The following is a 19425-nucleotide window of genomic DNA, read 5'->3' on the forward strand; positions in this document are numbered from 1 at the left end:
AGGATCCATGACCCCGCCCCACGCCTCTCATGATCCGTACGGAGCGCGCCTCGACGCGTCGTACGATCAGGAAGGCGACCAGCCGCTGGTGCGTCCTTACGCGATGACCGGCGGCCGGACCCGGCCCCGCTACCAGCTCGCCATCGAGGCGCTGGTCAGCACCACAGCCGACCCGGCGCATCTCGCCTCACTCCTGCCCGAGCACCAGCGGATATGCCAGCTGTGTCGCGAGGTCAAGTCGGTGGCGGAAGTCTCCGCGCTGCTGTCGATGCCGCTGGGGGTGGCCCGGATCCTGGTCGCCGACCTGGCGGAAGCCGGCATGGTGGCGATCCACCAGCCGGGCAATGGAGAGGCCGGCGGCACGCCGGATGTCACACTGCTCGAAAGGGTGCTCAGTGGACTTCGGAAGCTCTAGCAGCGGAGCGGCCCGCTCCACCACGTCGGCGAAGATCGTGGTGGCGGGTGGTTTCGGCGTGGGCAAGACCACGTTCGTCGGAGCCGTCTCGGAGATCGACCCGCTGCGCACCGAGGCCGTCATGACCAGCGCCAGCGCAGGTATCGACGACCTCACGCACACCGGGGGCAAGACGACGACCACCGTCGCCATGGACTTCGGCCGTATCACGCTGGACCAGGACCTGATCCTGTACCTCTTCGGTACGCCCGGCCAGGACCGCTTCTGGTTCATGTGGGACGACCTGGTGCGCGGCGCGATCGGCGCGATCGTCCTGGTCGACACCCGGCGGCTGGCCGACTGCTTCCCGGCGGTCGACTACTTCGAGAACAGCGGGCTGCCGTTCGTCATCGCCCTCAACGGCTTCGAGGGACATCAGCCCTACACTCCGGACGAGGTGCGCGAGGCCCTGCAGATCGGCCCCGGCACCCCGATCATCACCACCGACGCCCGTCACCGGGCCGACGCCAAGAGCGGTCTCATCACGCTCGTCGAGCACGCGCTGATGGCACGACTCAAGTAGTCGCCCATATACGGCAGTTGTCATAGCCTGACGGGGGTGGATTGTGTCCTTTGACACTCTCCACCCCTGTGTTCATAACGTTTCGACAGAGAATTGCCCGGCTGCGGCCACAGGTTGCGTTCACCTGGTGTCACTGCGCTCACCTCGGCCCCGCCTTTTGGCGGGGCTCGCTCTTTTTGACCGTTTTATCTGAGGCTTACACCACTCTGAACGGCCAGTTCCGGGTGTTTGGAAGCAGCGGCTCGACGTGCTGGAATTCGTCGAACTCCCGAGTAGTACGGCCCTGAACAAGAAAGACGGCACGACGTAGGTGCCGGCGCCGAGAGGTTGTTGGTCGAGTGAGGCGTAGCGACAGCTCCGCACAGCAGCAGGCGCGGGGCAACTTCACCCCGCCGCCGCGCACAGCGACGTCCGCCGCGGCCTCGCCCGCCGGCGCCGCGGTGAGCAGCGGTGGCGCGGCCAGCGGCAGCAGCAGCCGTTTCGCGCCGCGCAACTGGCGCGTGCCCACCAGGCTGAACGCGATCCTGCTCATACCCGTGCTGGTCGGCCTCGTCATGGGCGGCTTCCAGGTCAAGGGCTCGATCGACACCTGGCAGGACGCCCAGGACGCCGAGAAGACCGCCGTCCTCATCGGCGCAGCCTCGGAGTACAGCCAGGCACTGCTCAACGAGCGTGACCTCACCGCCGCGCCGCTTCTGCAGAACAAGCGCAACAGCACCGAAGTCAAGCAGGCGTACGCCGCGACCGACGAGGCCGCGAAGAACTTCGATGCCGCCACCGAGGGCCTGCCCGACAACCCGAATCTCAGGCGCCGCCTCGACCTGTTCGCGAAGGCGGAGCCGAAGCTCCCCGCGCTGCGCAAGGTCGCGTACAGCGAGGCCCTCGACCCGGTCAAGACCGAAGAGGGCTACGTCCAGGTCCAGCACTACCTGATGGAGCTCTCCAACGAGCTCAGCCTGGAATCCGGCAACGTCACGAGCTACGGCCGGGCGGTGTACGCCATCCAGCTCTCCAAGGCCGCCGCCTCGCTGCAGCGCTCCATCGGCCTGCACCTCCTGATCCGCCCGAGCGCAGACGCGGACAAGCTCGCGAAGCAGTCGGTCGCCTTCAACTCGTACAATTACCTTGAGCAGATCGCCCTGGGCGAGTACGTGTCCGGTGCCAGGCAGGCAGACGTCGACAAGCTCAAGCGGATCATGAAGGGCAAAGCGGAGGACGGCGCCGAGAAGCTCGCCACCGCCAAGCAGCAGGCCGACCAGGCGGGCATCAAGTTCGTGGCTCCGCCGAGCAAGGACGGCTCCGTACTGGCCGGCATGGCAGAGGAGATCGGCCAGGGCAAGCCGTCCGACCTGAAGGCGAAGGGCATCACGCCCGAGGCCTGGATGGCCGCCTCCACTGCCAAGTTCGACGGCTACACGGAGATCGAGAAGGACCTGGTCGCCGAATCGCTGAACGAGGCAGGCACGATCTCGTCCGAGGCCAAGACCGACGCCATCGTCAACGGTCTGATCGTGGTCATCGCGCTGCTCGCTTCCGTCATCCTGGCCGGCCTCATGGCCCGCCAGATGTCCAACGCGATGCGCCAGCTGCGTACGGCCGCCTTCGGCATCGCCGAGCAGCGCCTGCCGATGCTGGTCGACCAGCTCTCCCGTACGGAGCCGGGCCGCGTCGACACCCGCGTGGAGCCGATCCCGATCACGTCGCACGACGAGATCGGCGAGGTCGCCCGGGCCTTCGACCAGGTGCACCGCGAGGCCGTCCGGCTCGCCGCCGAGCAGGCCATGCTGCGGGGCAACGTCAACGCGATCTTCACCAACCTCTCGCGGCGTAACCAGTCGCTGATCGAGGGCCAGCTGACGCTGATCACCGGCCTGGAGAACAACGAGGCCGACCCGGACCAGCTGGAGAACCTCTTCAAGCTGGACCACCTCGCGACCCGTATGCGCCGTAACGGTGAGAACCTGCTGGTCCTCGCCGGCGAGGAGCCGGGCCGCCGCTGGAACCAGCCCGTGCCGCTGGTCGACGTGCTGCGCGCCGCCTCGTCCGAGGTGGAGAGCTACGAGCGCATCGAGCTGAGCGGCGTACCGGAGTCGGAGATCCACGGCCAGGCCGTGACCGACCTCGTGCACCTGCTGGCCGAGCTGCTGGAGAACGCCACCACGTTCTCGTCGCCGCAGACGAAGGTGCGGGTCACCGCGACCCGGCTGCCCGACGGCCGCGTCATGGTGGAGATCCACGACAAGGGCATCGGCCTCACCGCCGAGGACTTCGCGGACATCAACCACAAGCTGGCGAACCCGCCGACAGTGGACGCCGCCGTCTCGCAGCGCATGGGCCTGTTCGTGGTCGGCCGCCTCGCGGACCGCCACAGCATCCGGGTCCAGCTGCGGCCCTCGGGCGAGCAGGCCGGCACCACGTCGCTGGTCATGCTGCCGGATGCCATCACGCACGGTGGTGGCGGCGAGGCACTCCCCCACGACGACTTCACGGTCTCCTCCATCATTCCCGCGCAGCCGTCCTTCGAGAAGGCCCCCATGCGCACCGCGGCCGAGCTGGGCTTCGACGACTCGCGCTACACCGAGGTCCCGGACGACGCGAGTGAGCTGGACCCGGTGGGCCGCTCGCTGATGCGCGAGGAGCGTCGCGCGCAGCTGGAGGCGCAGGCCGGACCGGGCGAGCGTCCGCTGTACCGCGACGAGGTAGGACAGCAGGGCGGTTACGACGACCCGCAGGCGGCGTACGACGGGCACGAGCAGGGCTACGACCAGCCGCAGCAGCCCGCCTACGGCCAGAGCGGATTCGACGACTACCCTGCGCCTGCCTACCAGGCCTATCCGGAGTCCGACTACCAGGACCGCGCCGCGCCTCAGGCGACGTACGACAACACCTACGATTCGCCCTCCCACCAGGGGAACTGGCAGGATCAGAATTCCTACCAGGGTGGCTACGAAAGCGAGTTCGGTCAGGAACCGGAATCTGCGCCCGACGCTCCCGCGAACGACCGTGAGCGCGTAGGGTTCGAGCGTCCCGGTTCCGCCCCGGCCACCGGCCCCGAGCTGACCGACGCGGGGCTCCCGCGCCGAGGCGGCCAGCAGCACTGGCAGCCCGCCGAGGAGCCCGCGGCACCATCCGCCGGACCGCCGGCGCAGCGGCCCGTGGCCGACTCGCGGCAGCAGCAGGACCTGCCGCAGCAGGGCACGGACGGCAAGGGCGGCGTCGTCAGCACCGGTGACGGCGTGGAGGACTGGCGTTCGTCGAACGACGAGCGCTGGCAGCGGGCCGAGAAGCTCCGTGAGCCCCAGGCGGGCGGAGTCACCTCCTCCGGCCTTCCCCGCCGGGTACCCAAGGCCAATCTGGTCGAGGGCACCGCGGAGCAGACCCCGCAGGGCGGCCCCCAGGTCTCCCGCGCACCCGAGGACGTGCGGGGCAGGCTGAGCAACCTGCGCCGCGGTGTCCAGCAGGGACGCAACGCGGGAACGGACACGAACACAGCGGCCACTTACGATCAGCAGGGTGGCCATGGCAACACCTACAACCAGGAGCGTTAGTGTGAGCCCGATGAGCCAGGCGGCGCAGAATCTGAACTGGTTGATCACCAACTTCGTGGACAACACCCCCGGGGTGTCCCACACCGTGGTGGTCTCCGCCGACGGACTCCTGCTGGCGATGTCCGAAGGCTTCCCGCGTGACCGTGCCGACCAGCTGTCGGCCGTGGCCTCCGGCCTGACCTCGCTGACCGCGGGGGCGTCCCGGATCTTCGAGGGCGGCGCGGTCAATCAGACCGTGGTGGAGATGGAGCGCGGCTTCCTCTTCCTCATGTCGATCTCGGACGGCTCCTCGCTGGCCGTGCTCGCCCACCCCGACGCGGACATCGGTCTTGTGGGCTACGAAATGGCTCTCCTGGTGGACCGGGCAGGCAGTGTCCTGACCCCGGACCTCCGCGCCGAGCTGCAAGGAACTCTTCTCAACTAGTAAACAGACAGTGTGCTTTGGAGTGGCCGGGCTTTAGGGTTCGGGGACGTGGCTCCACAGCGATCGGCGCGCGGCAGTCGGAGGAGGAAACGTGGCAACACCCCCGGACGGTTCTTCGGCCAACTGGCCCTACGGCCAGGGCCAGAATCAGGGTGACACCTCGCAGAACAGGTTCCATTTCCCCTCCGGTCCAAGCCGGCAGCAGCAGCCGTACGGGCAGTCGCCGTACGAGCCGCCGCAGTACGACCAGTCGCAGTACGAGCAGCGGCAGCCGGCGCAGTCCCGGCGGGCTCCCGCGCCCGCGCAGTCGATCCACAACCCGCTGGTGCGTCCGTACGCCATGACCGGCGGCCGGACCCGGCCGCGCTACCAGCTCGCCATCGAGGCACTGGTCAGCACCACGGCGGACCCCGCCCGGCTGCAAGGGCAGTTGCCCGAGCACCAGCGGATCTGCCACCTGTGCCGCGAGATCAAGTCGGTCGCCGAGATCTCGGCACTTCTCACCATCCCCCTGGGGGTGGCCCGGATCCTCGTCGCCGACCTGGCCGAGGCCGGACTTGTAGCCATTCACCAGCCCGGCGGCGACGAGTCCGCCGGCGGTCAGCCAGACGTGACACTGCTCGAAAGGGTGCTCAGTGGACTTCGCAAGCTCTAGCAGCGGAGCAGCCCGCTCCACAACCTCCGCGAAAATCGTGGTGGCGGGCGGCTTCGGCGTGGGCAAGACCACGTTCGTCGGAGCCGTCTCGGAGATCAACCCGCTGCGCACCGAGGCCGTCATGACATCCGCGTCGGCGGGTATCGACGACCTCACCCACACCGGAGACAAGACCACCACGACGGTGGCGATGGACTTCGGCCGTATCACCCTGGACCAGGACCTGATCCTGTACCTCTTCGGTACGCCCGGCCAGGACCGCTTCTGGTTCATGTGGGACGACCTGGTGCGCGGCGCGATCGGCGCTGTCGTTCTGGTCGACACCCGGCGGCTGGCCGACTGCTTCCCGGCGGTCGACTACTTCGAGAACAGCGGGCTGCCGTTCGTCATCGCCCTCAACGGCTTCGACGGACACCAGCCGTACAACCCCGACGAGGTCCGTGAGGCCCTGCAGATCGGCCCGGACACCCCGATCCTCACCACCGACGCCCGCCACCGCGCGGACGCCAAGAGCGCGCTGATCACGCTCGTAGAGCACGCCCTGATGGCGCGGCTCCGGTAGGACCGGCGTACGTACGAGAATGGTCCCGCACTCCGAGGAGTGCGGGACCATTCTCGTACGTACGCGCTGAGGCCGGTGAAGAGCCGGCCTCAGCCCTGTCAGCTGTGCGGCGCTCGACTGCGCCCACCCGGGGGACGACCCCCGGACCCCCAGCAGGAGCCGGGCCTCAGCCCTGCCAGCTGTGCGGCGCTCGGAAGCCCGGGGTGCGCTCCAGGCGACGCCAGCCGGCCGTGGAACGGCCGTGGTGGGCGGGCGCCTCGTCGGCGCGGCCGGCGGCGCGGGCCATCAGGATCGCGGTGATCGCGGCCAGTTCCTCGGGCTCGGCGTGGCCCTTCTCGACGCGCAGCATGGACTCGTTCATCTGGGGCTCCGTGTTCGTCGGATACGTCGCAGGATTACTGCGGGGGGTTGCCGTGCTTGCGCGACGGCAGGTCGGCGTGCTTGTTGCGGAGCATCGCGAGGGAGGCGATCAGTACCTCGCGGGTCTCGGCCGGGTCGATCACGTCGTCGACCAGGCCGCGCTCGGCGGCGTAGTAGGGGTGCATCAGCTCGGCCTTGTACTCCTTGACCATGCGGGCACGCATGGCCTCGGGGTCCTCGGCGTCGGCGATCTGGCGGCGGAAGATGACGTTCGCGGCGCCCTCGGCGCCCATCACGGCGATCTCGTTGGTCGGCCAGGCGTAGGTGAGGTCCGCGCCGATGGACTGGGAGTCCATGACGATGTACGCACCTCCGTAGGCCTTGCGCAGGATCAGCGAGATCCGCGGCACGGTGGCGTTGCAGTACGCGTACAGCAGCTTCGCGCCGTGGCGGATGATCCCACCGTGCTCCTGGTCGACGCCCGGAAGGAAGCCGGGGACGTCCAGCAGAGTGACGAGGGGAATGCTGAAGGCGTCGCACATCTGCACGAAGCGCGCGGCCTTCTCGCTGGCCTCGATGTCCAGGACACCGGCGAGCGACTGCGGCTGGTTGGCGACGATACCGACGACCTGGCCGCCGAGGCGGGCCAGCGCGCACAGGATGTTGGTGGCCCAGCGCTCGTGGATCTCCAGGTAGTCGCCGTCGTCGACGAGCTCCTCGATCACCTTGCGCATGTCGTACGGGCGGTTGCCGTCGGCCGGGACCAGGTCGAGCAGTACGTCGCCGCGCCGGTCCGCCGGGTCCGCGGACTCGACCGCCGGCGGGTTCTCCCGGTTGTTGGAGGGCAGCATCGAGATCAGGTAGCGGACCTCGGCGATGCAGGTCTCCTCGTCGTCGTACGCGAAGTGCGCGACGCCCGAGGTCTCGGCGTGCACATCGGCGCCGCCGAGGCCGTTCTGGGTGATCTCCTCACCGGTCACCGCGCGGACGACGTCGGGGCCCGTGATGAACATCTGCGAGGTCTCGCGGACCATGAACACGAAGTCGGTGAGCGCCGGGCTGTACGCCGCGCCGCCCGCGCACGGGCCGAGCATCACCGAGATCTGCGGGATGACACCGGAGGCGCGGGTGTTGCGCTGGAAGATGCCCCCGTACCCGGCGAGCGCCGAGACGCCCTCCTGGATGCGGGCGCCGGCGCCGTCGTTGAGGGAGACCAGCGGGGCACCGGCCGAGATGGCCATGTCCATGATCTTGTGGATCTTCGTGGCGTGGGCCTCGCCCAGCGCGCCGCCGAAGATGCGGAAGTCGTGGGCGTACACGAAGACCGTGCGGCCCTCCACCGTGCCCCAGCCGGTGATGACACCGTCGGTGTACGGTTTCTTCGCCTCCAGGCCGAACCCGGTCGCCCGGTGCCGGCGCAACTGCTCGACCTCCTTGAACGTACCCGGATCCAGCAGCAGCTCGATGCGCTCACGGGCGGTCAGCTTGCCCTTGGCGTGCTGGGCTTCGGTCGCGCGTTCGCTGGGGCCGCGGCGGGCTTCGTCGCGCAGGGCCAGCAGCTCGGCCACCCGGCCTCGGGCGTCGGTGGGCTCGCGCGGCGTCTCGTCCAAAACGGTCATGTACTGACCCTACGAAGCCGCACAAGAAAAACAGGCCGTCGACTCTTCACAGTCTCCGGCCCGTTCTCCTGTCAGGCCTGAACAGAACCTTTCGGCAATGCAGCCTAAGTACCAGCTCAGAGCGTTCTCGGATTGTGGGGGTCCGACAACTGGGGCAACGCAGTCAGCTGAGAGTCACCTCACAGTGGTGGCTCGCCCCGGCCGTGCCCGGCGTGACGCGGAGCTTCAGCGTACGGTCGGCGGACAGCACCTCGACGGACGGGTCCTTCGAGACGACGCGGACGGTGCGGTGCTGGTGATCCCAGGTCAGGTCAATCGGCTGTCCGGTGCGCGTCGGCTCACCGACTGCGAGGGTGGCGGCGCGCCCTCTCCTGCGTACGAGCACACTCGCCGGCGCCGATGCCGTGAGCCGCTCGGCGGTGCCCGGCTGCCAGAAGTTGGCCGCGGTGACGCCGAGGGAGCGGACGGACACCGCCTGGAGGGCGCGGGTGTTGGCGAGCACTTTCAGCCAGCCGCGGTCGGCGGCGCGGACGGCGACGATGCGCCGGGAGGCGCCCGGCATCAGGAGGTAGGTGTACGAGGCGTCGACCGGGTCGGTGCCGTGGTCGAGCCACAGGGTCTGGTATCGGCGGGTCCGGCGAGTGGTGGTGCTGGTGGTGTTGATGTCGCTCCAGGAGCCGGTGCGGTCCTCGCGGAGTGCCTTCAGGGCCGCGCCGCCGGGCAGCACCCAGCCGCCGTGGCCCTCCAGGTGGGCCCAGTGCGGGGCGGTGTGGGCGGTGTCGACGGTGAGCGGGTGCGTACCGTTCTCGCCGAGCATGCGGTTGTCGACCACCGTCTCGGCGGGGACACCGTCGGTGGACGTGATTCCGGCGCCGAGACAGACCACCGTGTCGGCGAGGCAGAACCACGACTTGTGGGCCTCCAGGGTCGAGCCGAGGCCCCTCAGGTGCTGGCCCACGGCGGCGAACTCGCCGTCGGTGGCGCCGCCCACCCACTTCGCCGCGGGCCTGGCCGCGCCCCACTCGCCACCCGCCTTGTCGGCCAGTCGCCTGGTGGACACGGTCGTGCCGGGAAGCCGGTAGAAGTCGACGGTCGGCCAGAACCAGTCGGTGTACTGGTCGTTGTGCTGCGCTCCCGGCCACCAGTAGAGCATTCCCGCCCCGGTGTGCCAGCCCCGCGGGTTCTCGCCGTTGCCGCACTCGTAGTACGAGATCCGCTCCGACGCCATGGAGATGCCGGCCGCCCAGCCGGGGCGCCGGTGCACGGCCCGGTCCATGGAGGCGAACGGCTTGTGTGCGACGGGCTCCGGGGCCGCGAGCACGGGCGACGCGGCGACGGTGTGCAGCCGGGCGAGGTCGGCGACGCCGAACTGGGGCGCGGTGAGCAGCGGCGTCGTACGGTCGCGCTCGATCCAGCCCTTGACCATCGCGGTCCAGCGCTGCCGCTCGGTTTCGGACGCCGAGCCGGCGAGGAGCGGGATGGCGGCTATGAGCCCTTGGCCGTGGAAGTGGTCGCTGCGCATGACCTGGCGGTCGTCGCTCTTGAGGTAACCACGGCTGATGGCACGGCCGTTGACGCTGTCCATCATCAGGCCGTTGTAGATCAGGGGCGCGTAGGCGTTCTCGACCGAGTCGAGGATGATCTGACGCTTCGGGTCGGTGACGGCCCAGGTGGAGCCGGCGAGCAGGGTAAAGAGGCGGCCGAGCCCGTCGAGCATGACCTGCCCGTACGTACCGGAGTAGGCGACCCAGGTGTGCTGGATGAACGAGCCGTCGGCGTACAGGCCGTCACCTTTGGTCACGTACGGGAAGACGGGGCTGAGGGCGTCGCGGGCCAGGGCGATCTTCGCCGGACCGCGGCCGAGGACACCGCGCAGGGCGACGCAGCGGCAGAGGTCGACGCGGTTGGCGCCGGTGCTCGTGCCGGAGTAGTTGGTGAGCACGGAGTCGGGGATGAAGTGGTCGACGGCGGCGCAGGCGGCTGCGCGCTGCGCTTCGGTGAGCTTGTCGTGGAGGGCGGCGACGATGTCCATGAGGAAGCGGGGACTGCCGATCTGCCAGTCCCACCAGTTGCCGTAGCGGGTGGTCGAGGGGTTGTAGATCCTCGCGGACAGGTGGTCGAGGCCCTGGGCGATGTCCGCGAGGAGCCCCGCGTCGGCGGTGAGTCCGGTGCCGGGCTGGGCGTAGGCCTGGGTCATGGTCCACAGGCGGTTGTAGCTCTGGGTGATGCCGGCGGAGGGCGTGAACGGGTATGCGGACCACAGGGAGGTGGCGGTGGGAGCCATGGAGGAGCGGAAGGTGGCGGCAAGGCGGCCGGTCTCCGCGAGGCGGGCGGCGTAGGGGTCGGCGGTGGGGTCGTAGCCGATGCCGAGGGAGAGGTCCAGCCAGCGGTGGCGGAGGGTGTCGAACTCGTCGGCCGCTTTCGCGTCTTGGGCGGTGGCGGGGACGGGGACTGCGAGGCCGAAAACGGTTGCGGTAGCGGCGGCTGTCGCGGTGACTGTCGCGGCGGCGAGGAAGGTGCGGCGGGACCAGGGGGGCGTGTGCGGCACGGGGGCCTCCGATGGGGCGGGCGGCGGTGGTGCAGACCTGTGCGGATGGGTCTAGCACGGGGTGCGGCGGCGTTCAATGGCCCTGACCGCACCGACAGAAAGCGCTTGCGATCCCTGCGGAGGGCGGGCCTGTTTCCCCGACCCGCCCTCCGCTCCTCAAACGCCGAGGGGGCGTCCGGGTCAGGCGGCGCAGTGGAAGCGGGCGTTGCCCCAGTCCGCGTGGTCGTTGCCGGGGCCGTCGCCGCCGTCGCCCGTCACCAGGTCGACATACGTCGCGCCCGAAACGTCCGCCGTCAGCGACCACGCCGCGTCCGCCGCCCGCAGCACCGGCGACGTGACCTTCTCGCTGCCGTCGGCGGACACGCCGAACCGCACGCTGCCGCGGGTTCCCTGCGAGTCGTCCTGGCCCACCTGCGCGGTGAAGGATGTGCACTTCCCGCCCAGGTAGTAGCGGATCTTCCCAGGTGACGCGGTGCCCAGCCCCTTCGCGTACACCGCGCCGTTGACCGTGAGCGGCTTTCCGTCGCCGGCGGCCGTCTCGCCGTTGGACATGTCGCGTTCGGCCGGTCCCCAGCCGTTGTCCATCGACGTCCAGTCGAGGTCACTGGCGTAGGTGTCGGTGGTCGGCGGGGGCGGCAGCGTGCGTACCGAGGCCGTCGCCCCGAGCTTGCGGGCCTCGCCGTCCACCGCGTACGACGCCTGCGAACTCAGGCTGTACGTCTGGTACTTCGCGTCCACCGGCGGGGTGACCTGCCAGGCCGCCGTCACCTTGGCGCCCGGCGCGACCGAGGCGAACCCGACCGGGCCGGCCGGCTCGGCCCGCCAGCCCTCCGGCAAGGTCAGACGCACCTCGACCCCGGTGGCCGGGGCCGATTCGAGGTTGGTGAAGGTGGCCTTGACCTCGTTCTTCCGGCCCGGTTCCAGGGTTTCGCCGGTGGCCGCGAGGGCCAGCGTGCCGCAGGGCGCATTGTCCGGAGCCGGGCCGAGGTCGGTGACGGTGAAGCCGTCGAGGACGAAGTCCGCGCCGTCCGGGGCGCCGCTCTTCTTGCGCAGCCCGGTCCAGGTGTCCCCGCAGCCCGCCACGACGGTCTCGGTGAAGTGCTCGGTGTCCGAAGTGGCCGCGACGGGCGTACGCCGGGTCTCGACCGAGGCCGCCGCGCCGTCGGCGCCGATCCGGTCGTACCCGGTCACCCACTCGTAGGCGCCCGCGTGGCTGGACTGGTGGTCGAACTCGACGCGGTAGCTGCGGCCCTCCCGCATCGGCACGGTGCCGGGGCCGGTCCGGTAGACCAGACCGGTGTTCTCCTCGTGGGACTTGAGCGATTCGGATCCTTCGAGCACGTCGTCGATGCGCTTGCCGTTCCAGCGCGCCTGCGTGTACGGGGCGTTCTTCTGCGCGATGTGGGTGCGGGGGTCGGTGGCGCCGCCCGCGTCGCCCTTGAAGAAGGGCCCCCAGCCCTGGTCGACGGCCTCGAAGTCGTCGTACACGAGGGTGCCGGGCCTGCCGGCCGGTGCGTTGGCGACAAGGCGCACATCGTCGATCCGCACCTTCGGCGCGCTCCCCTCAGCCGCGCTCCCCTCAGCCGCGCTCCCCCGCGCCGCCTCGACGCGCAGGGTCGTGGCGCCGTTCGCGGGCGCGGTGAAGTTGACCTTGGCGCGCTGGAAGTACGTGCCGTGCCAGTCGTTGGCGGCGGTCTGCTCCTTGGCGGTGGACCGCTCGATCACTGTCTCCTCGCCGCCCGCCGACAGCGTCGTACGCCGCTCCTTGCCCGGCTCGACCTCCAGCCAGGCAGACGCGGTGTAACGCTCGCCGGGCTTCAGACCGCTCACGCGCTGCCCGACGGCGGCCGTGGGGGTACCGGTCAGCTCGGCGCTGTTGCGGCCCTGGCTGTCGGTGTCACGCTCCACGGTGCCGGTCTTCTGCCAGGCCTTCAGCCCGGCGTCGTTGAAGCCCGGGTCCCCCAGCTTCGTGCCCTCGCCCCAGGCCGCGTCGCGGGCCTTGGGGGCGCTGTCCTTCGGGTAGAGGACGTACGGCTGGCCGGCGGCGGCGTCGAGGGTGACCCTGCCGTCGGTGGCCGCTACCGTACGGGCGTCGACGCGGCCGTTGTCGGTGAGCCGGTGGACGGTGAAGGCGCTGGTCTTCCGGTACTTCTCGGGCAGCTCCCAGGTGCTGGATCCACCCTGCTTGTTGTAGTGGTAGAGCTTCTTGCCCTGCCAGGGCAGCAGATAGCGGTCGCCGTCGAGGACCTTCGCGCCGCCGGCTGTGAACGTCCGCCGGCCGTCGACGACGGAGCCGCGGACGCCGCCGGTGAAGTCGACGGTGTTCCCGCTCTTGTCCCAGCGCAGGATGTCGTGCTGCTGGAGGTACTTGGCGGGCAGGTTCTTCTGCCAGATGTTGGCGGAGAACTTCGTCCAGTCGCTCTCGCCGGTCCAGCCCTCGAAGTCCTCCAGAGCCGTCTGTCCGAGGACTGGGTCGTTGTTCCAGACGTCCTTCTCGCCGTTGCGGATGAATCGGATGATCTGCGAGTTGAGGCCCTTGTTGGTGGCGCCGCCGTAACTCAGGTCGTTGGCCCAGTGCGACCACAGCGAGGTCCGCTCGAACTTGTCGGCCCACTCGGTGGCGACGTTCCAGCCCTGCTGCCCGATCTCCTCCATCGTCTTGTCGGCGATCCAGCCGTGGGTGTAATAGACGTCAATATAAAGAAGGCTGAGGTTGGCGTCGGTCTCGTCCCTCAGCTGCTGGAACCGACGTGCCATGTCACCGCTGTTGATGTCGCGGCGCTGGTCGATGTAGTAGCTCTGGTTGAGCCAGTTCCAGCCGGGCTTCGTCTTGTCGACCAGGGTCTCGCTGAAGGCCTTCGCCTCCGGGTACGCCTCGGTCTGGTTGACGTGCACCCCGAAGGTGGCGCCCCACTTCCTGCCGCCCTTCAGCAGCTTGTTGAGGTCGGTGAGGCCGCCGGCGCGCTTGTTGTAGTTGCCGCCGTAGTCGGGGTGCGAGGAGTCGTGCCCCTCGGACCCGTACCCCTTGAGCAGGGCGAGCTGCCCGAGCCCGTCCGTCGCCAGCGACACCCGCTTGACGTCGTCCAGGGTGCGCAGGAAGGGGTGGGTGGCCTGACTGGCGAAGTTGAAGGGGATGTGGGTGATCACGCGGTCGGGGGTCTCGTCGCCGCCGGGCGCCTTGACGCCGATCGCGCGGAAGGCGACGGCGCCGTCCTGCCAGTCGACTGCCTTGTCCCCGTTGGCGTCGGGTGTCACGACGACCTTGGACCACGGCAGATCCTTGCCCGGGGCAGGCGCCCCGGCGCCCCGGTAGGTCCACTGGCCGGACCAGACGCCGACGCGCACGCTGCCGTCGTCGGCCGTGCGGGCCTGGTGCCACAGCCGGGCGTCGTCGCCGCCGGTCGGGCCGCTCGGTTTGTCGTACGACGAGTTGGACTCGACGGCCGCGGCGAGCCGGCCCGTGTTGACGATGGCGTACGAGGCGCCCACCGGCGCGGCGTCGGCCGGCGTCGCGTCCGTCACATCGGCGAACACGTCCGCGGTCTTCGTCGAGTCGGGGTCGAGGCGGGTGAACGCCGTCTCGGCGCCCGCGTCCCGGCTGCCGACCGAAACCAGGTCGTGCCCGGGTATGTCGAGGGTCCCGACCCGGAACGCCTCGGTGTCCCGGACGGCGGTGACCCGGAAGGTCGTGGCCCGCCCCGTCACGGACAGCGTCGCGTCGATCTCGACACCGGGCAGGGCGGGGAAGGCCAGGGTGTACGCGGCACTGTCGGGCCGGACGGCAGGTGCGCCCCTGGTCTCGACGGCGTACGCCTTGCCGTTGAGGGTGACCTCGGTGACCGGCCGCGTACTGCCGAGGAGGGCGGCGCCGCCCGCCCGGTCGGTGTAGGACAGGACCCGCGGGAAGTCCGCGGCCACGGCGACCGAGAGGTGCGCGGAGCCGATGACGATGCCGGCGACGGCGGCGGCCGGATCCGCCGGGGCCGCGACCGGGGCGCGGGCGGCGGCCGGGGAGGCGGGCCCGGCCAGGGCGAACACGGCGGACGAGGCGGCTGCGACGGCGTACGCCGCTCGGTATCTGGGTGACATGAGGACTGAGTAGTCGCCCCGCGCGGAGGGCGTCAACGAAGCGAGGCCCTCCGGGCAGCGGCAGTCCAACAACCGCCGCCCGGAAGTCCAAGCCCCGGGGCGAGCCCGGAGGCGAGCCGCTCAGCAGCCGCCGCAGTTGTAGTACGTCACGTCCCAGTGGTTGCCCTCGTCCGCGTAGATGTTCCCGGACCCGGACTTCCACTGCGGCGCTCCGTCGCCGCGCACACCGATGTAGGTGAAGGTGTTCTTGATGTAGCTCCCGATGCAGGTGTACTTCGCGTAGTCGAGCTTGTAGCCGTTCCAGTGGGAGTACGTGCCGCCCGCGTGCCCGGTCTCGGTGCCGCCGGTGATGTTGAGGGCGCAGCCGCTGGCGCTCTTGAGGGTCTGCGCTCCCTGCGCGCTGGCGAGGTTGAGCTGCTCGAAGGACGTGCAGGTGGGGTTGTTGCGGTCGGAGCAGCCGCCGGACGACGACCAGGTGATGCCGGACGAGCGGAACATCGAGGTCGCGGTGGAGTGGCTGACCTTGCTGACGGCCTGGGCCTCGGTGGCGCCGGTGAAGACGCCGAAGCCGGGCGCGAAGAGGGCGCCGAGGACGAGCGCGAGCGCGCTGATGACGGAGCGGATTCTCACGGGGTTTTCCTCCTGCTGGTGACCGTGATGGCTGTGATGACCATGGGGATGTACGGAACAGCTGTGCAGGTGGAGCAAGGAGATGGTGCCCGAGTTCTACGCGCGTCCGCCAGAGGGCGTCGGGAGAATGTTGCCGGAACGTCTATCCGCGATGGGGTCTGACGTGGAACGCGGCGCTGGTGCCCCGCTCGCGCTGGTACCCCACCCGCGCTGTTGCCCCGCGCAGCGCTGAGCCCCGGTGCGCGACGAGCGTTTCCGGGGCTCAGTGCTGTCGTACGTGCGTCAGAAGCCGCCGCCTCCGCCGAAGTCTCCGCCGCCGAAACCACCGCCGCCGCCGAAGTCGCCTCCACCGCCGAAGTCACCGGAGTTGAAGTCGCCGCCGGAGTGGTCGCCGCCCTCGTAACCACCGGAGTCGGCGTACGCGGGCGCGTACAGCATCGAGCCGAGCATGGTGCCCATCAGCATGCCGGGGAGCAGACCGCCCGCGTAGTAGCCGCCGATCCAGGGGGCGTACGCCGGTCCGGCTTCCCAGTACGGGCGGCGGCGGTCGCCCGTTTCGACCATGCGGGAGTCGGGTTCCTGCCCGTCGGCGAGCCTGGCCGCGTCGGCGGCGCAGACCGGGACCCTGCGGGTGGTGCCGGCGGGCGGGGCCCAGTCGGCGTCCGCGGTGGCGGGGCCGTGGCGCGGGTCGAAGAAGCAGGGCGGGCGCCGGTCGGGCAGGGGGGCGCCTTCGCGGCGGGCTTCGAGGACGGCGAGGGAGAAGCGGCCGTCCTCCAGCGCCTCGGTGACCACACGGGCGTCGTCGGCCCTGGTCGCCTTGGCCATGGCGGACTTGGCCTTCTCGTACGCGTCCAGAGCGTGCTCGTAGTCGGAGCGCATCGCGTCGTCGGCGCCGGGCTCGGCGGGATGGAAGTCCAGGCGTTCCAGGGTCTCGCCGAAGGCGGTGATGTCCTCGTCGACAACCACTCGCACCTTGTCCAGCGCGGCCCGCTCCTGCGCGGCGCGCCGGTTCTTGTTCTGCTTGACCAGCAGGAACACTCCCGCGCCTGCGGCCAGCAGGAAGACCGCGAAGGTGATCAGACCGACGGCCGAGGACGGGCCGTCATCGGCGCTCTCCCAGGTGTCGGGCGCGCTGCCCTTCGCCTGGTCTATGGCGTCGTCGACGAAGGTGTTCAGCTGGGTGACGGCGTCGCCCGCCTCGGCGGGCTCGACGGAGTTGGTGAGGTTGTCGACGGCGCGCGGCGGCATGACGCTCGCGTCGGCGGCCGCGTCGAATCCGTCACCGAGCCGGACGGCGTACAGCCCGGTGATCCCGGTCTGGGTGCGCAGGTCCACCAGCAGGTCCTGCTCGGGGAAGTCGGCGTTCTGCGGAAGTACGGCGACGAACACCGGCTTTCCGGCGTCGAGGATCTTCTCTTCCAGCGCGTTCGCGTCGTCGGCCGGCAGCAGCCCGGCGGCGCGTGGATCGACGTACACCGGGCCCTGGCGCAGCGCGTCGGCCGCGGTGTCGAGTCCCGGGGCGGCCTGTGCTCCTGGCGCCGCGGCGAAGGTGGCGGCCGCCAGCGTGAGCAGCAACCCTGACAAGGTGGAGAACAGCCGTGCTCTCATACCTCGACGCTACCCGAAAGGGTGAAAAAAGGGCAGGCTCGGTTATCTGTGGGTCAGTACGTTGACGACCGTGCCGTTCGGGTCGAGAGCGAAGAAGCGGCGCACGCCCCACGCCTCGTCCCGCAGTGAGTGCACGATCTCGGCCCCGCTCGCGACCATGGCGTCGTGGACCGCGTCCACGTCGTCCACCTCGATGCTCACGTCGGGCTGGACGGGCGCCGACTCCTCGCGGGTCATGAAGGAGACCTGGGCCGTGGGGTTGCCGGGGGCGGCCATCGTCATGACCCAGCCCTCGTTCATCACCTCGGCCAGACCGAGCAGGCCGTAGAAGTCACGGCTGGCCCGCATCGCCGCGGCGGACTCCGTCCGGATGTCGGGCACCACTCTGCGAACGGACATCGCGCCTCCTGAGGGACGGGCGTGGGGGACGGACGGCGGGCGGCTCGCCGCGTCCCCCGGTCGAGCCGCCGCCCAGGGCCGGACAGGCCCTCTAGTCGGTGGGCTCCACGCCCGCCTTCAGCAGACCGTACGTGTACGCGTCCTCCAGCGCCTGCCAGGATGCCGCGATCACGTTCTCCCCGACGCCGACCGTGGACCAGTCGCCCTCGCCGTCCCCGGTGGTGATCAGGACGCGGGTGGTGGACTCGGTGCCGTGCTTGCCCTCCAGGATGCGGACCTTGTAGTCGACCAGCTCCAGTTTGGCGAGCTGCGGGTAGATCCGCTCCAGGCCGACGCGCAGGGAGCGGTCAAGGGCGTTGACCGGGCCGTTTCCCTCGGCGGTGGCGACGATGCGCTCGCCCTTGGCCCACAGCTTCACCGTGGCCTCGTTGGCGTGCGTACCGTCGGGGCGGTCCTCGACGATGGCCCTCCAGGACTCCGTACGGAAGTAGCGGCGGGCGCGGCCCTCGGCCTCCTCGCGGAGCAGGAGCTCGAAGGAGGCGTCGGCGGCTTCGTACGTGTAGCCCTTCAGCTCGCGTTCCTTGACGCGGGCGACGACGCGGCCGACCAGCTCGCGGTCGCCTCCGAGGTCGACGCCGAGCTCCCGGCCCTTGAGCTCGATGGAGGCGCGGCCGGCCATGTCGGAGACGAGCATGCGGATCCGGTTGCCGACGAGGCCCGGGTCGATGTGCTGGTAGAGGTCCGGGTCGACCTTGATCGCGGAGGCGTGCAGGCCCGCCTTGTGCGCGAAGGCCGAGACTCCGACGTACGGCTGGTGGGTGGAGGGCGTGAGGTTGACGACCTCGGCGATGGCGTGCGAGATGCGGGTCATCTCGGCGAGCGCACCCGAGGGGAGCACCTGCTTGCCGTACTTGAGTTCCAGGGCGGCGACGACGGGGAAGAGGTTCGCGTTACCGACGCGCTCGCCGTAGCCGTTGGCGGTGCACTGGACGTGGGTGGCGCCCGCGTCGACGGCGGCGAGGGTGTTCGCGACCGCACAGCCCGTGTCGTCCTGGGCGTGGATGCCGAGGCGGGCGCCGGTGTCGGCGAGGACGGTGGCGACGACGGCCTGGATCTGGGCGGGAAGCATGCCGCCGTTGGTGTCGCAGAGGATGACGACGTCGGCGCCGGCCTCGGCGGCCGCCCGTACGACCGCCTTCGCGTACTCGGGGTTGGCGCGGTAGCCGTCGAAGAAGTGCTCGCAGTCGACGAAGACGCGGCGGCCCTCGGCGCGCAGGTGGGCGACCGTGTCGCGGACCATCGCGATGTTCTCGTCCAGGGTGGTGCGCAGCGCCAGTTCGACGTGCCGGTCGTGGGATTTGGCGACCAGGGTCACGACCGGGGCGCCGGAGGCGAGCAGCGCCGCGACCTGCGGGTCGTCCGCGGCCCTGGCGCCCGGGCGGCGGGTCGCGCCGAAGGCAACGAGCTGCGCGTGCTGAAAGGTGATCTCGGCCTTCGCGCGAGCGAAGAACTCGGTGTCGCGGGGGTTGGCGCCGGGCCAGCCGCCCTCGATGAAGCCCACGCCGAAGTCGTCCAGGTGCCGGGCGATGGTCAGCTTGTCGGCGACCGTCAGGTTGATGCCCTCGCGCTGGGCGCCGTCGCGCAGCGTGGTGTCGAAGACGTGAAAACTGTCGTCGGGGCCTGAAGTGGTCATGGCTGTCTGGACTCCTGTCGAGTGGAAGGACTGGCTCCACTTGCCCCCATCATCGCGCGCGCCTCGCCCCGGCCGTGATGGGGCCGGGAAACGAAAAAACCTCTCGCGGGTGCGAGAGGTCTGCGCGCGGGTCTGGGGCACGGTGGCCGCGCCGTACGGGGTGGTACGGGGCGGTCACTGGGGACCGGCGCGCCTGCTGCCCATAATCATGGCGAACGAGAACACGAGGGAAGTCTCGCACGTCTACCGCCGCATGGGATCCCCGTCTCACGATGCGGGCGTACGCCGCCGGGTGCCCCCGCGCTTCCCGCCG

The 19425-nt window shown here is 70.2% G+C and carries 14 protein-coding genes; 6 read left to right on the top strand and 8 right to left on the bottom strand.

Translation table 11 applies throughout. The features are described 5' to 3' along the window. The first annotated feature begins 7 nt into the window (after window positions 1-7). The 6 genes from ACU6WZ_RS06250 (at window position 8) to ACU6WZ_RS06275 (ending at window position 6166) form a co-directional block, all read left to right on the top strand. Window positions 8-415 carry a DUF742 domain-containing protein gene (locus ACU6WZ_RS06250; RefSeq protein ID WP_447032122.1) on the top strand — a complete coding sequence of 136 codons (408 nt, stop codon included), beginning with the start codon at window positions 8-10 and terminating at the stop codon, window positions 413-415. Continuing rightward, complete coding sequence (locus ACU6WZ_RS06255; protein ID WP_214909311.1) at window positions 396-977, top strand: GTP-binding protein; 582 nt, start codon at window positions 396-398, stop codon at window positions 975-977. The genes ACU6WZ_RS06250 and ACU6WZ_RS06255 overlap by 20 nt, the downstream gene beginning before the upstream one ends. Before the next feature lie 338 nt (window positions 978-1315). Beyond that, window positions 1316-4525, top strand: coding sequence for a nitrate- and nitrite sensing domain-containing protein (locus ACU6WZ_RS06260; protein ID WP_447032123.1), 3210 nt, complete (start codon window positions 1316-1318; stop codon window positions 4523-4525). A gap of 10 nt (window positions 4526-4535) precedes the next feature. Further along, complete coding sequence (locus tag ACU6WZ_RS06265) at window positions 4536-4949, top strand: roadblock/LC7 domain-containing protein (protein ID WP_447033890.1); 414 nt, start codon at window positions 4536-4538, stop codon at window positions 4947-4949. A 91-nt stretch (window positions 4950-5040) separates the two neighbouring features. After that, the gene (locus ACU6WZ_RS06270) at window positions 5041-5604 is read left to right on the top strand and encodes a DUF742 domain-containing protein (protein WP_447032124.1); all 564 of its coding nucleotides are present in this window, start codon (window positions 5041-5043) and stop codon (window positions 5602-5604) included. Next, a complete protein-coding gene (locus ACU6WZ_RS06275) occupies window positions 5585-6166 on the top strand; it encodes a GTP-binding protein (protein WP_028813754.1) in 582 nt (193 codons plus the stop codon). Before ACU6WZ_RS06270 ends, ACU6WZ_RS06275 begins: the two co-directional genes overlap by 20 nt. 166 nt (window positions 6167-6332) lie before the next feature. On the opposite strand, the gene ACU6WZ_RS06280 is transcribed toward ACU6WZ_RS06275, so the two are convergent. The 8 genes from ACU6WZ_RS06280 to cimA all read right to left on the bottom strand — a co-directional run bounded on the left by ACU6WZ_RS06280 (window position 6333) and on the right by cimA (window position 19112). Beyond that, the gene (locus ACU6WZ_RS06280) at window positions 6333-6527 is read right to left on the bottom strand and encodes an acyl-CoA carboxylase subunit epsilon (RefSeq protein ID WP_447032125.1); all 195 of its coding nucleotides are present in this window, start codon (window positions 6525-6527) and stop codon (window positions 6333-6335) included. Window positions 6528-6561: 34 nt separating this feature from the next. Continuing rightward, window positions 6562-8145 carry an acyl-CoA carboxylase subunit beta gene (locus ACU6WZ_RS06285; protein ID WP_447032126.1) on the bottom strand — a complete coding sequence of 528 codons (1584 nt, stop codon included), beginning with the start codon at window positions 8143-8145 and terminating at the stop codon, window positions 6562-6564. A gap of 163 nt (window positions 8146-8308) precedes the next feature. Then, window positions 8309-10693, bottom strand: coding sequence for a polysaccharide lyase 8 family protein (locus ACU6WZ_RS06290; RefSeq protein WP_447032127.1), 2385 nt, complete (start codon window positions 10691-10693; stop codon window positions 8309-8311). A 180-nt stretch (window positions 10694-10873) separates the two neighbouring features. Then, window positions 10874-14782: an endo-alpha-N-acetylgalactosaminidase family protein gene (locus ACU6WZ_RS06295; protein ID WP_447032128.1), complete on the bottom strand. Its 3909-nt coding sequence runs from the start codon at window positions 14780-14782 to the stop codon at window positions 10874-10876. Window positions 14783-14902: 120 nt separating this feature from the next. Continuing rightward, window positions 14903-15412: a hypothetical protein gene (locus ACU6WZ_RS06300; protein ID WP_447032129.1), complete on the bottom strand. Its 510-nt coding sequence runs from the start codon at window positions 15410-15412 to the stop codon at window positions 14903-14905. A gap of 282 nt (window positions 15413-15694) precedes the next feature. Further along, window positions 15695-17020, bottom strand: coding sequence for a hypothetical protein (locus ACU6WZ_RS06305; RefSeq protein ID WP_447032131.1), 1326 nt, complete (start codon window positions 17018-17020; stop codon window positions 15695-15697). Window positions 17021-17062: 42 nt separating this feature from the next. Beyond that, a complete protein-coding gene (locus tag ACU6WZ_RS06310; protein WP_447032132.1) occupies window positions 17063-17419 on the bottom strand; it encodes a VOC family protein in 357 nt (118 codons plus the stop codon). A gap of 91 nt (window positions 17420-17510) precedes the next feature. Then, window positions 17511-19112 carry a citramalate synthase gene (gene cimA / locus ACU6WZ_RS06315; protein WP_447032133.1) on the bottom strand — a complete coding sequence of 534 codons (1602 nt, stop codon included), beginning with the start codon at window positions 19110-19112 and terminating at the stop codon, window positions 17511-17513. Between the last annotated feature and the right edge of the window lie 313 nt (window positions 19113-19425).

Source organism: Streptomyces hypolithicus, from assembly GCF_052934925.1.

What these genes read in the sequence shown, in the direction of transcription:
- ACU6WZ_RS06250 (WP_447032122.1), top strand. Translation starts at nt 8, where the DNA reads ATGACCCCGCCCCACGCCTCTCATGATCCGTACGGAGCGCGCCTCGAC.
- ACU6WZ_RS06265 (WP_447033890.1), top strand. Translation starts at nt 4,536, where the DNA reads ATGAGCCAGGCGGCGCAGAATCTGAACTGGTTGATCACCAACTTCGTG.
- ACU6WZ_RS06280 (WP_447032125.1), bottom strand. Translation starts at nt 6,527, where the DNA reads ATGAACGAGTCCATGCTGCGCGTCGAGAAGGGCCACGCCGAGCCCGAG.
- ACU6WZ_RS06285 (WP_447032126.1), bottom strand. Translation starts at nt 8,145, where the DNA reads ATGACCGTTTTGGACGAGACGCCGCGCGAGCCCACCGACGCCCGAGGC.
- ACU6WZ_RS06295 (WP_447032128.1), bottom strand. Translation starts at nt 14,782, where the DNA reads ATGTCACCCAGATACCGAGCGGCGTACGCCGTCGCAGCCGCCTCGTCC.
- ACU6WZ_RS06305 (WP_447032131.1), bottom strand. Translation starts at nt 17,020, where the DNA reads ATGAGAGCACGGCTGTTCTCCACCTTGTCAGGGTTGCTGCTCACGCTG.
- ACU6WZ_RS06310 (WP_447032132.1), bottom strand. Translation starts at nt 17,419, where the DNA reads ATGTCCGTTCGCAGAGTGGTGCCCGACATCCGGACGGAGTCCGCCGCG.
- cimA (WP_447032133.1), bottom strand. Translation starts at nt 19,112, where the DNA reads ATGACCACTTCAGGCCCCGACGACAGTTTTCACGTCTTCGACACCACG.